This is a genomic window from Alteribacter natronophilus (assembly GCF_006007885.1).
In the GTDB taxonomy this organism is placed as follows: domain Bacteria; phylum Bacillota; class Bacilli; order Bacillales; family Salisediminibacteriaceae; genus Alteribacter; species Alteribacter natronophilus.
Genome location: NZ_VCRO01000005.1, coordinates 186,639 through 198,302 on the forward strand (window position 1 = coordinate 186,639; position 11,664 = coordinate 198,302).

Consider the following 11,664-nt stretch of genomic DNA (forward strand, 5'->3'; position numbering starts at 1 on the left):
TCCTGAAAAAACCTGCCGGATTATAGGAAAAACTCCGCATGGATCTTTTGCACAAAAGTGCTGACGCGCACCTTAAAAAAAGGCTCCACTGCACGCCGTCCGTTCACTTTCCGCGCCGGTCCGGGGAGCCTCCGCGGGCAATTGCCCTGCGGGGTCTCCCCCCTGGCCCCGACTGCCGCAGGAGTCTCACTTCCGGCGTGAAGCTCCGCGCGGGCCAAAATAACAGCTTGTATTATTTGGACAGAAAAAAGAGCGCTGAATCGCGTTGATTCAGCGCTTCTGTTTCTTTTACCAGCCGCAGCCGTATCCGGCACCGCCGACCTGTCCGCCGTTATAGCACACACAGCCAATGATCACCAGAAGAATGAAGATGACAAGGATAAAAGATGCTCCGTAGTTGCCCCAGCTCATGTAGTTTCCTCCTTTATCTTTTCGTCTATGTAAACTATGCAGGCAGTATTCTCCCTGAGTAGGCTGGTGTACCGGATTGTCTGAAAATGGACTCCGGTGAGGGATTATGGAACGAGCACCGAACCCCGGATTCCATGATTCGGGGTTCTTAGTGGTAAACTGTGAAAAAGAAGTGTGGGGGGATCGGGTTTGTTTTTAACAGTATTGATGGGATTTGTATTGATCATCGTATGCCTGATTGCAGCACAGTGGTATATGGCCATCAGCCGAATGCCGCTTATTGTGCGTGAAAGTGCAGGGATGGATCAGACAGATCATCCTTCCATTTCGGTCATTATAGCTGCAAAAGAGGAAGCGGAAAGTATTGCCGATACGGTTGATTCCCTCTATGACCAGTATCTTGCACCGTGGGAAATTATCGTGGTGAATGACCGGTCCGAGGATGATACCGGTGCGGTACTGGAACGACTGAAAAAAACGAAATATCCGAATCTGCGCCTCATCCATATTAGAGAACTCCCGTCCGGCTGGCTCGGAAAAAATCACGCTCTTTACCAGGGGTGGAAGGCTTCTTCAGGTGACTGGCTGCTGTTTGCTGATGCTGATATTGTCTTTTTACCGGATGCACTTGAGAAATCCTTTCGTTTTACCATGCGGAAAGACCTCGATCACCTGGCCCTGCTGCCCCAGAACCGTGGTGGGACACTGCCTTACCGGTTTTTCTACACGTTCTGGAGCATTATCGGGGTATGGAACTTTGCCGCTGTCGGTCATGCCGGAGTCGGTGCGTTCAACCTGATGTCCCGTGAGTCGTATGAAACGGCAGGGACTCACAGAATCATTGCTATGCGCCCCGATGACGACATTAAGCTTGGCGGAAAGATAAAAGCTGCCGGCTATCGTCAGCAGCTTGGATTCGGAAACGGCCTGATCTTTATTCAGTGGTACGATTCGCTGCGGGAAATGGTCCGGGGACTGGAGAAAAACCTGTTTGCCTTCATGCAGTACCGGGTGTCAATGGTAATTGCGGCCTCTGCGGGGATACTCGCTCTGCACGTGATGCCGTTTGTGATGCTGTTTTCTGCTGAACCTGCCCGGCTCCTCGCGGCCGTTACAGTCGGACTGTATGGTCTGATGTTCTGGATTAACAGGAGCTATTTTTATCATCCATGGTGGTACGTGATTACTGTGCCGGCGAGTGCTTTCGTGTTTCTGTACTGCCTGTGGCGGTCGATGTGGAAAACACTGCGTGCAGGCGGTGTCCACTGGCGCGGGACGACGTACAGCCTGAAGGAGCTCCGGAGGCGCGGGCGGGAGTAGGGAGATTGGAGTTTTGCAGAGAGCTGGTCGGGGGTAGTGTCTGGGGCAGGAGCGCATCGTTGCCGGGGAATTTGGCGGCTGGATCTCATCATATTATCCTGGATTTCGAGTGTAAATCACAGATAAAGGCCCGCCGTCGGTCACATGCAGGCCTTTCACTAGTGATGATTTATTTAATTGATCTCACCTTTTATAAACGTCATCCGCTCACGGTGAATTGTAATCTTAACCGGCGTCTGTTCGTACACTTCCCCGTCCATATCCAGTTTCATTGGTTCTTCGGTGCTGATCTCAACTTCTTCCGCCTCAGCAAAATCGAAGGCGGGGTTTTCCCTGTCCCACTCGTTGAGATCTTTGCTTTGCAGAAAATTTCTGAGCAGTGACAAGCCGGCTTCTCTCAGCACGAAGAAGTTCATTTTACCATCGTCAAGCTTATCGTGAAGGGCCGGCAGCTGACTGGTGCCGATATAGTTTCCGTTTGCTGCCAGGATCATGACAGCCTGATCGGTTATGGACTTGTCCGGCAGTTTCAGCGAATAACGGAACGGTTTTGCTTCCCGGATCGTCTTAAAGGCGCTCAGGTAATAACTGAGGCGGCCGAAAGTCCCCTTCAGCTGAGCGTCGATATTCTCGGATGCAGTTGTAATCAGGCCCATACCGACGAAGTTACTTACCCACCGCCTGTTCGCCTTCAGGAGATCCACTTTCGCCGTACTGCCTTCTATAATTACTTCTGCTGCTTTTTTAATATTCTGGGGAATTCCAAGGGAGCGGGAAAAGTCGTTGCACGTTCCTCCCGGCAAAATTGCTGTTAATGGCGGTGTCTCAAGATCTGCCAGCCCGTTCACACATTCATGGACCGTCCCGTCGCCTCCAAGAATGCATACGAGATCCATTTCTTCACCGCGATCTCTGCAGATTTCCTCAGCATGACCTTTATACTCGGTCCTTTTCAGGATGAATTCATCTGTGTGACTGACCAGAATGCCTGTTATGACTTCAAGAACATCCTCAACCTCTTTCTGGCCTGCATTTCCGTTATATAGAAGCAATACCTTTCCATACATACTCAACGTCCTCTGCCTTGTGACTTTACTCTCCATTTTACCCTTTCCCCTGGTGAAAATAACCTGGAGACGATTCTCAAGGTTTAATCTCCCTGCAAAATGGAAAAAGAAAACTGAGACCTTATTGACATGTTCTTCTTCCATCTCAATCCTTCGTCCCCCAAAATATATTTTTATAATTTTACACACTTATAAAGACTCATTAAACTTTCGTAATTGAGCAAAAATTGTTATCATTTGATAATATCGTACTAGTATAAAGGAGATGAATTATATGAAAGTTATGTCTAAAACACTACTAGCGGGTGCTATGTCCCTATCTGTTGCACTGGCAGCCTGTGCAGCCGATGAAGAAGCAGATACAGAAAACGGGGCGACAGACCAGGAAGAAAACGGTATGGATGAAGATGCCGGTGATGAAGAAGACGGTGAAGAAGATGACCTCGAAGACGATGCGGACGAAAATGGCGTGGATGACGATGAAGCGGCTGAGGAAGACGATGATGCTGTGGATAACGGAGCCGGGGCTGAAAGCGGGATTACGATCGTCGAAGCAGATGACGATCAGATAGCCTATGATGCTAACGGTGCTGAGGGCTCAGTCGACGCAGAGATTCACGAGACATCGTTCGGCGGGGAAATCAAGCTGATGGAAGGGCTTGAACTTGAGGAGGGTGAAAACGGGACGGATATGGTCATTGTAGAGGACGAAGATCACCAGCTTTACGGTCTCAGAATGATCATTACCCAGTCCCTGAATGCCGCTCAGGGTGAAGAACATATCGTTACAGAAGTTAACGTTGAACGTGAAATCGAGCTTCGCGAGCCTCTCATCGAAAACAGAAGCTACGTGGACAGCTATGATGTCCATGAAATGCAGGAAGAAACCGAATTTGATGTGTACTTCCGTTATGAAGGGGAAGCATCTGGAGGCGGCTGGACAGACGCACTTCAGGGGCAGGCTCTAATCGGATATGAATTTTACAGCTTTTTCGAGTACGGGTCCCACGATGTAACAATCCAGTTCCCTGAAGAGGCCGCCGATGAAGAGTATGAAGCGATTGCCGTAGCCATGGCCAATACGTTTACGGCACCTGATGAAGATAACTACAACTTTGAAACAGCTGATCCTGAGGAAGAAGCGGAAGATGCTGAAGGTGCCGAAGACGAAGATGATGATGGTGAGGACGACGAGTAAACTAAATAGGCACGTTCAGACTCCCTGGCAGAAAGTCAGGGAGTCTTTCACTATTTCAATCGTTACGTTTTTCACAATACGGAAGGAAAAACAGGAATAAAGTCGAATATCCCTATGCAGAGGTTAAAATCCGGCATATACAGGCGATAATGAAAAGATATAATGAAGGAAATTTGAAAGTGTGGTGAATGTCTGGATGACAAAACAACAGGTATACGTTCTGCTCAGGCTGATCGGCTTTGCTGCTGTTCTCCTGGGTTCCCTTTGGCTTCTGGGACAGGTCGTCCGGCTCACCTACCCGTTTATTATTGCTGCAGTGCTTGTATGGCCTCTTCTCCCCCTCGTCAGGCTACTGAGAAACAAACTGCGTTTTCCAAACGGCCTGGCCGTACTCGTAGCCCTTCTTGTCGGGGTCACCACTGTTGCCGGACTGTTTACCGGCCTTACGTTCCTCGCCATTCTGGGAATTCAGCAGATAACAAAGTATGCACCGGGCTGGTTTGAAACAGCGGCTGTACATATGCAGGAATTTTTCAATGACACGGTTCTCCCGATGTGGAATGAGATCACGGGTGTAGTAAGTAACCTCACGCCGGAGCAGCAGCAGGCTCTGCATGAGAGCATCACCGGTCTTGGAACCCAGGCAGGTGAAGTGCTGGGACAGTTCGGCCAGAGACTGGCTGATGCCCTCCGGCAGCTCCTGATCGCCGTGCCTTCGTCTATTATTATTATTCTATTTATTCTGCTGAGCTTTTATTTTATCGGAAAAGACTGGGGTACGATCCGCCGCGGTGTGGTTGCCTTCTTCTCAGCCGGTATACTGAGAAAGATGCGGATGTTCGGTGCCGCCTTCCGTATCCGTGTGTTCGGTTTCCTCCGCGCCCAGCTCATCCTTATGGCTCTTACAAGTGTGATTGTGCTAATTGGTCTGACCATAATTGGAGTTGATCAGGCAGTGACACTGGCGATCGTGGTGGGAATTGCTGAGATCCTTCCGTACCTCGGATCCGGCACGATTCTGATTCCGTGGGCCATTTATCTGTTTATCGTCGGTGATCTGACACTGGCGATCGGTGTTTCGATCGTCTACGCTGTAACACTCATTGCCCGGCAGTCACTGGAGCCGAAGATTCTGAGTTCCAGCATGAACCTGCATCCCCTGGCTGTGCTCGTTTCCCTTTTTGCGGGATTTCAGCTGTTCGGTGCGTTCGGTTTATTTCTCGGCCCGCTCATCCTTGTAGTTCTTGTAATCCTGAAGGACATCGGGGCTCTGTCGGATCTGAAGCAGTTTATTGTACATGGGTTTAAAGAAGAGAATGGAGAAGATAAGCGGTGAAGCGCCAGGTAAGGGCAAGCTCCGGTAAATGCCGTTCATTCACTTTTCACGGCGGGCCGGGGGGCACCCTCGTCCTCACCCCCAAAAAAGCAGGAAGCCTTTTACAGACTTCCTGCTCTCTTTTTGTCATACATCTCATAGAGCCTTCGGTATTCCTGAGCCAGATCCGTTCTCACATTTTCAGGTTCCAGAACTTCCGCCCGTGGACCGTACGAACGGATCCAGCGGAGAAACTCCTCTTTACTTTTAACCGTGGCTTTTAATACGAGTGAACCGTCCTTTTGCGGTTCGCGAACCGTTTCCACATGAAAATCCTCTTCCATGACGTATCGGGCTGCCACGCTGTCGAACTTTACTTTAAAGTCGGTTTCCGTATCATCGGAAATAATCGACCAGCGCCGTGAAAGGTAATCATCGATGTTGAAAGACCTGGGGATGGTAAAGGTTTCACCTGTCTGCTCGACTTTCTCAAAACGGCTGAGCCTGAATACACGGACAACTTCACGCAGATGACAGTATGCAATTACATAAAGATGTCCTTCCCTTGGCACGAGGTAGTAAGGATCCAGTTCACGTTCTGTTTTTTCGTCCCTGTGGATGGAATAGTAAGTCACCCTGATCGTCCGGTTGTCCGAGATCGCCGGAATAATGGCGGGCATGACATTAATCTGGGAGGGATCCTTCGGGCGTGCGTGCAGCCGTATTCTCTCACCCAGTGCCCCGTCACTTTCCCCTCTCTGGACATAGTTCATTACTTTTTCCAGGCCGGATCGGTAGGACAGGTGAAACGGGTGCTCCCCGGATGTTATGCCTTCAGACAGCATCGGATAGAGTGTAAGCGCCATCCATTCCTCTCTTGTCAGCCGTCCGTTCTGCCGGATCGGTTTGTGGATCAGTTTGTATCCGAGTCTTCCTTCCCGGTGCCAGTCCACTCCGAGTTCCTCAAGCTTTCTCATATCCCTGTAAATTGTCCTTGTGGACGTACTGCAGTGGTCAGCCAGTTCCCCTGCTGTGGCATACTCATGGTTGGACAGGTGCTGGAGAATGTAGAACAGCCGCTCCACCGTCGAGTAACCAGTGCCTTTGACCATGTCTGTTCCCCCCAATCAGATTTATCCTAAACCGATTTGCACAATTCCTATCGTCTCTGTTTCCTATTTTACCTGATTACCATATTTCTGTAATCCGTTATCTGCTGGTAAAAAAAGAGGCCGTCACGATGAAGGCGGTTTGCCTTCAATTGACAGCCCCGTTCCTTTCAGAATCCTGAGTGCTTTAGTTCCAGTCACCTTCTTCAATCATCCAGATCGCCTGCCCGCTCATAAACGGATCTTCAAAGAGAAACTCATAAAAATCCGCCTCTTCCACATCAAAGGCAATTTCCCCTGCCATCGTACGGCCCGCACCGACTTCACCGTCCAGACTGCCGCGGGTGTCAGCAAAAATTCCGATATCCTGGGAGTAGCCGGACGGATCCAGGAGATTCATCTGAAGCAGCGTGGACACATTAGCAGATTCTTCCGTCGTGTTTTCGATACTAACATCAAGAATCAGGAAAAAGTCATTGTCAGGCACCATCCAGTCTCCGTCTCCATCATCACGGCGAACCTCTTTTACTGTTACGTGAAGGCCGTTAAAATCTACCGTGTCACCTGTACTAAGTCCTTCTTCCTCAATAACCTCTTCCTCCGCTGCCTCAGAGCCGTTTTCCGAGGCGTCAGTGTCAGATGCTGCTTCCTCTGTATCCTCCCCAGCTTCTTCCGTCTCGTCTGTTTCCGATGCCCCGTCAGCTGTGTTGCCGCTGTCCACGTTTTCAATGCTCGCCTCGCCGCATGCTGTCATAACCGCCGCGATCATCAGTCCCGCCATCATTCCTGTCACTTTTTTCATTGTGTATTTCCCCTTTCAAAGTAAGTTACAGTGACTACTATAACCGGCAGGGTGACAGATACTGTCACGGGAATAAAAGTTCGCATCACTTTTTTTGAGATTATTTTTGAGACGGAACCGTGGAGAGCGGACGGGGGCCGTTTTAGTTACAAAAGGCTGTGTTCGTATAGATTGTTGTTATTGACCAGATTTATTATGCAGCGACAGGCGGCGACTCCAGCGACGAGCGTTTACTCCGTGATTAATCTTCGAGTTGCTTCGACGTACCCGACTGCGGAGCTTAACTGGCAGAGGAAGAAGCAGGAATTTCTCCCGGCTGAAGTGATGCCCGCGGCATAGAAGACACCGTGAAGCATGAACGGATGTCGTACTTGTGCCTGTGGTGAAAGCGTCCGCCTGCAGCGGAATAAAACAACAATCTTTCCGAAAACAGCTTTACAAAAAAACACCCGCCCGTGATTGGAGCGGATGTTTTACCTACATTTGAAAGAAGAAAATGAGACCGAAGAGAATGATGACGTAGAGAGCGACAATGATCGCATCGTTTGCTTTCGGCTGGTCTTTTTTGCGGTCTTCCTTCTGGGCTGCGAGAATCCTCCTGTACAGGCGTTCAAGAAGCAGGGCGAAAACACCGAGCATGAGCCCGAGAAGACCGAGATAAGCGAGACCGTCACCGAATTCCCGGTCGCTTATATAAATCATCGCCACGTAAAAAACCGGTGAAACGTAAAGCGAAAGCAGCGCATACTTGCGGATCCGGTTAATTGTTTTACGAAGGTCATCTGTCAGTTCAGTCTGCCTGGATAACACTGTATAAACGCCAAGAGCAATGGCCGCCCCGCCGGCTGCCATCATGCCCATATAAGACCATGCTCCAGGGTAACCTGCAGGGATGATCATAAGAAGCAGACCAAGCTGAAAGACATAGTCAAATTTGTTTTTGTCGCCCAGTTCGTCCTTTTCGACTTCTTCCTGATCCGGGCCTGGTTTATTATTATCTGCCATAGCAATTCTCCTGCCTTTTACTCGTAGTAGAATGTTCCTTCATTAGGATAGCACGAGTAAAGAGGGAATGGAATCCGCAGGCAGCTGAAAGCCCCTGCTCGGTAAAGTCAGGGGCAGATCATTACTTATCAATATGGCGGTTTGAGGTCATGAATTTGAGATTTTCCTCACCTTCCTCCAGGTAGGCGTCCTGATCGTAAAGACCTTCCACCTGGCCTTTTGAAAGCTCCTCCTCACCTGTCTGTTTCAGCTGCAGAATATAGTCCTGAGCCTCATCAAGCTGGGACTGGCTCAAGTGATCCACCAGTCTGTACAGTTCCTCACGGCTTACTGCCATCGTATCGCCTCCATTACAATTTCTGCGACTATATTGTCTTTGTTTCCCCGTTCCCGTTCACCCGCATCGTCAATCATATATACAGGAATTCAGCGTACGACCGGAGAAGTGGTATACTGAACCCAAAACCCGATGCAGGAGGCATAACGATGGCAATGACAGAACAGCAGGCAATTGAACGCGACCGCCAGGATCCACTGGGACACTTTAAATCCGAATTTTATCTGAAGGAAAATACCGTTTACCTGAACGGGAATTCTCTCGGCCTGTTATCCAGGAGAGCGGAACAGACTCTCCTTACTTCTTTGAACGACTGGAAGGAGCAGGGGATAGACGGCTGGATGAATGGAGAGGAACCGTGGTTTTACCTGTCTGAAAAACTAGGAAAGAAGTCCGCTCCCCTCATTGGGGCCAAACCGGAGGAAGTAATCGTCACAGGTTCCATTACCGTCAACATTCACCAGCTCGTCTCGTCCTTTTACAAACCTGAGGGAAAAAGAACAAAGATTCTCGCTGATGCGGTGACGTTCCCATCGGACATTTATGCGCTCAAGAGCATGCTTACACTGAAAGGTTTCGATCCTGCCGAGCATCTGCTCCAGGCCGGTAACCCGGAGGATCATGTTCTTGATGAAGAGGAACTTATTGAAGCGATGACGGAAGATGTTGCACTGATCCTGCTTCCATCGGTTCTTTACCGGAGCGGGCAGGTGCTTGACATGAAGCGGCTGACTGAGGAGGCACACAGCCGGGGGATCGTCATCGGTTTTGATCTGGCACACTCCATCGGCGCGCTGCCGCACGAACTTCATGCCTGGGGCGTGGATTTTGCCATGTGGTGCAATTACAAGTATATGAATAACGGTCCGGGCGGTACAGGTGGCCTCTTTGTCCACGAGAAGCACTTCGGTACGTCGCCTGGTCTTGCAGGATGGTTTGGATCGGACAAGGATAAACAGTTCGATATGGAGCATGAATTCACACCTGCTGCGGACGCAGGCGCTTTTCAGATCGGCACGCCTCATGTGCTGAGCAGTGCCCCGCTGCTCGGATCTCTTGAGCTGTTTGAGGAGGCAGGAATTGACGCTGTCCGGAAGAAGTCCCTTGCCCTCACGGAATTCTTTATGGAGCTTGCGGATGAGAAGCTGGACGGCCTCGGTTTTACAGTTATTAACCCCCGTGAAGCGGACAAAAGGGGCGGACATATCTGCCTGCAGCATACCCACTCGGCAAGCATCTGCAAGGCACTGAAAGCGGGTGGAATTGTACCGGATTTCAGGGCTCCTGATATGATCCGCCTTGCTCCCGTTGCGCTTTATACAGGTTTTCATGACGTATGGCGCACCGTGGATACGCTCGCCCGGATCGTAAAAAATGAAGAATACAGAGCATATACAAACAAACGGAACGTAATTGCCTGACCAGCGCACAGAAACGCCCCGCCTGACAGATTATGCAGGCGGGGCTGTTTTATTCGGTTAACGCTCTGAATCGGATCCCCGATCACGCTGTGCCACATCGTCATGAATACTCACATCCGCGCTCTCCGTTTTGCTGTCCTGTTCATGGGGGCCGTCCTCGTGATCATCTTTCGTATGCTGCATCGGCTCTGTATCCACGAGCTTCTCCAGGTATTCGTGAACTGCTTCAACCTGTTCTTCTGATAGTTCATCAATCATATTGCGTACTTCCTCTTTTGTTGCAGCCATTGTAAAACCTCCTTCAATGAGCGTGGTTACAGAGGCTATTCCCTTTCGGAATCCCGATTAATCATTCTTTTACCTCTGGTAGATTTTCCGCGGCTGAAAAAAGAAAGTTACCGCATATACCGCCAGAATTGCAGCTGCAATCCACGCTGTTACTGCAATGGCAGGGTACTCCACCTGCCTTTCCACCCCGATCCCGAAGAACGCCCACACAAGTACAAGAGCATAGAACGGATCAGTGTTAAACCACGCAAACCAGATCCCGAGACCTAGTGCCACTATGATCAGCAGTATCGTCCATACTTCCCCCGGGAGAATCAGTCCTTCTTCAAATCCCAGGCTGTTGAACACGACACCCACATTGACGATCGTAGCCACCGAAACCCACCCCACATAGATGGAAAACGGAAGTCTCATGAAAAACGTTGTATGGGGTGTTTTCTTAATAATACGGTAGATAACAATCAGACTGAGGAGAAGTCCAATCATCGCCACCATCGTCAGCAGGAAAAACTCATAGTGAAACAGCAGAAGCCACGAAACATTGAAAAAGCAGCTGATCACGAACCAATATCCGACGCTGCTGTATGCTTCCTCATCAGCGGGACGGGCAACAAACTGCCTGATCACCCAGATAATAAGGAGCAGGTAAATAAGGCTCCAGATCGAAAATACAAAACCGGCCGGAGTAAAGAGGACATTCAGCCGGTCGGAGATTTCCCCTGCAGTCTGATTGTTGATCGGGAGCGTGTTCGAAAGGATATTTACTGTGATGACAATCGCAAGCGCAAAAATATTGGTCCATATTAACGTCTTCGGTATCTGATAGTTCATCTGACAGCACTCCTTTCGCCATATCTACAGTTTTTATACCCTTTTACCCCTCTATTCATTCTGCTCCTTTATTCTTACTCCTGAACCGAACCATCCGGCAAAAAAAGCACGCCCTCCCCTGTTCAGGGATTGCGTGCCGGCAGCATTTAATCCGTTTCCATGCGGGAGGACTGATTATCCATTGATTCATCGGCAGAGTGTCTGTTCTTCCGTCCTGAACCGTCCATTGACCGTTCCATCCGTCCGCTGCTCTTCATGTCCGTGATGTAGTTATACACTCTGCTGATCTCCTCATCGGAGAGATGATCGAGCATCATACGGATTTCCTCTTTTGTGTAATACAATGGTCTCCTCCTTCCGGGGCATGAGCCCGTCCCCTTTGGGGGTAAAAATAAAACGGCTTCTGCTGAGGCGGCTCTTATGCTTCAGCTGGCCCCGTTTAGTAGTCTATATCCTCCTTATTCCTCTCTACCCTTCAGAAAAGAAGGTTAATCCTGTAGAGGCACATACACAAACTGAATACTCGCTCGGGAACGCGGTATGAACCCATTCAGCTCCGA

The 11,664-nt window shown here is 49.8% G+C and carries 13 protein-coding genes; 4 read left to right on the forward strand and 9 right to left on the reverse strand.

Going from position 1 to position 11,664, the window contains the following annotated elements:
• Positions 1 to 288 precede the first annotated feature (288 nt).
• Positions 289 to 411, reverse strand: a complete 123-nt coding sequence (yjcZ, locus tag FGB90_RS16030) for a sporulation protein YjcZ (RefSeq protein WP_138811868.1) — start codon at positions 409 to 411, stop codon at positions 289 to 291.
• Positions 412 to 600: 189 nt separating this feature from the next.
• On the opposite strand from yjcZ, the gene FGB90_RS16035 reads away from it, so the two are divergent.
• Positions 601 to 1,731, forward strand: coding sequence for a glycosyltransferase family 2 protein (locus FGB90_RS16035; RefSeq protein WP_138811869.1), 1,131 nt, complete (start codon positions 601 to 603; stop codon positions 1,729 to 1,731).
• A gap of 173 nt (positions 1,732 to 1,904) precedes the next feature.
• Here FGB90_RS16035 and FGB90_RS16040 read toward each other — a convergent pair whose 3' ends face one another.
• Positions 1,905 to 2,834, reverse strand: coding sequence for a diacylglycerol/lipid kinase family protein (locus FGB90_RS16040; RefSeq protein ID WP_171051878.1), 930 nt, complete (start codon positions 2,832 to 2,834; stop codon positions 1,905 to 1,907).
• A 238-nt stretch (positions 2,835 to 3,072) separates the two neighbouring features.
• On the opposite strand from FGB90_RS16040, the gene FGB90_RS16045 reads away from it, so the two are divergent.
• Together FGB90_RS16045 and ytvI are read left to right on the forward strand one after the other, a co-directional pair.
• Positions 3,073 to 3,996 carry a hypothetical protein gene (locus FGB90_RS16045; protein WP_138811871.1) on the forward strand — a complete coding sequence of 308 codons (924 nt, stop codon included), beginning with the start codon at positions 3,073 to 3,075 and terminating at the stop codon, positions 3,994 to 3,996.
• Between the two features lie 196 nt (positions 3,997 to 4,192).
• On the forward strand, positions 4,193 to 5,332 hold the full coding sequence (gene ytvI / locus FGB90_RS16050; protein WP_138811872.1) for a sporulation integral membrane protein YtvI: 1,140 nt from the start codon (positions 4,193 to 4,195) through the stop codon (positions 5,330 to 5,332).
• Between the two features lie 101 nt (positions 5,333 to 5,433).
• On the opposite strand, the gene FGB90_RS16055 is transcribed toward ytvI, so the two are convergent.
• The 4 genes from FGB90_RS16055 to FGB90_RS16070 form a co-directional block, all read right to left on the reverse strand.
• A complete protein-coding gene (locus tag FGB90_RS16055; protein ID WP_138811873.1) occupies positions 5,434 to 6,423 on the reverse strand; it encodes a helix-turn-helix transcriptional regulator in 990 nt (329 codons plus the stop codon).
• A gap of 184 nt (positions 6,424 to 6,607) precedes the next feature.
• A complete protein-coding gene (locus FGB90_RS16060) occupies positions 6,608 to 7,222 on the reverse strand; it encodes a DUF4352 domain-containing protein (protein WP_138811874.1) in 615 nt (204 codons plus the stop codon).
• Between the two features lie 477 nt (positions 7,223 to 7,699).
• Positions 7,700 to 8,227: a hypothetical protein gene (locus FGB90_RS16065; RefSeq protein ID WP_138811875.1), complete on the reverse strand. Its 528-nt coding sequence runs from the start codon at positions 8,225 to 8,227 to the stop codon at positions 7,700 to 7,702.
• 121 nt (positions 8,228 to 8,348) lie between these two features.
• The gene (locus FGB90_RS16070) at positions 8,349 to 8,564 is read right to left on the reverse strand and encodes a hypothetical protein (protein WP_138811876.1); all 216 of its coding nucleotides are present in this window, start codon (positions 8,562 to 8,564) and stop codon (positions 8,349 to 8,351) included.
• Positions 8,565 to 8,713: 149 nt separating this feature from the next.
• On the opposite strand from FGB90_RS16070, the gene kynU reads away from it, so the two are divergent.
• Positions 8,714 to 9,985 (forward strand): kynureninase, encoded by a 1,272-nt coding sequence (gene kynU / locus FGB90_RS16075; protein WP_138811877.1) that lies wholly within the window; start codon positions 8,714 to 8,716, stop codon positions 9,983 to 9,985.
• A 57-nt stretch (positions 9,986 to 10,042) separates the two neighbouring features.
• On the opposite strand, the gene FGB90_RS16080 is transcribed toward kynU, so the two are convergent.
• From FGB90_RS16080 to FGB90_RS16090, 3 genes are all read right to left on the reverse strand, one after another.
• The gene (locus tag FGB90_RS16080; protein ID WP_138811878.1) at positions 10,043 to 10,273 is read right to left on the reverse strand and encodes a hypothetical protein; all 231 of its coding nucleotides are present in this window, start codon (positions 10,271 to 10,273) and stop codon (positions 10,043 to 10,045) included.
• A 69-nt stretch (positions 10,274 to 10,342) separates the two neighbouring features.
• Entirely contained in the window at positions 10,343 to 11,104 is a 762-nt protein-coding gene (locus tag FGB90_RS16085) for a TspO/MBR family protein (RefSeq protein WP_246056217.1), read from the reverse strand.
• A 146-nt stretch (positions 11,105 to 11,250) separates the two neighbouring features.
• On the reverse strand, positions 11,251 to 11,448 hold the full coding sequence (locus FGB90_RS16090; RefSeq protein WP_138811879.1) for a hypothetical protein: 198 nt from the start codon (positions 11,446 to 11,448) through the stop codon (positions 11,251 to 11,253).
• Positions 11,449 to 11,664 lie beyond the last annotated feature (216 nt).

Excerpts from the sequence above, each read along its gene's own strand:
- FGB90_RS16040 (WP_171051878.1), bottom strand. The coding sequence starts at position 2,834 with ATGGAGAGTAAAGTCACAAGGCAGAGGACGTTGAGTATGTATGGAAAG.
- FGB90_RS16065 (WP_138811875.1), bottom strand. The coding sequence starts at position 8,227 with ATGGCAGATAATAATAAACCAGGCCCGGATCAGGAAGAAGTCGAAAAG.
- FGB90_RS16070 (WP_138811876.1), bottom strand. The coding sequence starts at position 8,564 with ATGGCAGTAAGCCGTGAGGAACTGTACAGACTGGTGGATCACTTGAGC.
- FGB90_RS16055 (WP_138811873.1), bottom strand. The coding sequence starts at position 6,423 with ATGGTCAAAGGCACTGGTTACTCGACGGTGGAGCGGCTGTTCTACATT.
- ytvI (WP_138811872.1), top strand. The coding sequence starts at position 4,193 with ATGACAAAACAACAGGTATACGTTCTGCTCAGGCTGATCGGCTTTGCT.
- FGB90_RS16080 (WP_138811878.1), bottom strand. The coding sequence starts at position 10,273 with ATGGCTGCAACAAAAGAGGAAGTACGCAATATGATTGATGAACTATCA.
- FGB90_RS16085 (WP_246056217.1), bottom strand. The coding sequence starts at position 11,104 with ATGAACTATCAGATACCGAAGACGTTAATATGGACCAATATTTTTGCG.
- kynU (WP_138811877.1), top strand. The coding sequence starts at position 8,714 with ATGGCAATGACAGAACAGCAGGCAATTGAACGCGACCGCCAGGATCCA.
- FGB90_RS16045 (WP_138811871.1), top strand. The coding sequence starts at position 3,073 with ATGAAAGTTATGTCTAAAACACTACTAGCGGGTGCTATGTCCCTATCT.
- yjcZ (WP_138811868.1), bottom strand. The coding sequence starts at position 411 with ATGAGCTGGGGCAACTACGGAGCATCTTTTATCCTTGTCATCTTCATT.
- FGB90_RS16060 (WP_138811874.1), bottom strand. The coding sequence starts at position 7,222 with ATGAAAAAAGTGACAGGAATGATGGCGGGACTGATGATCGCGGCGGTT.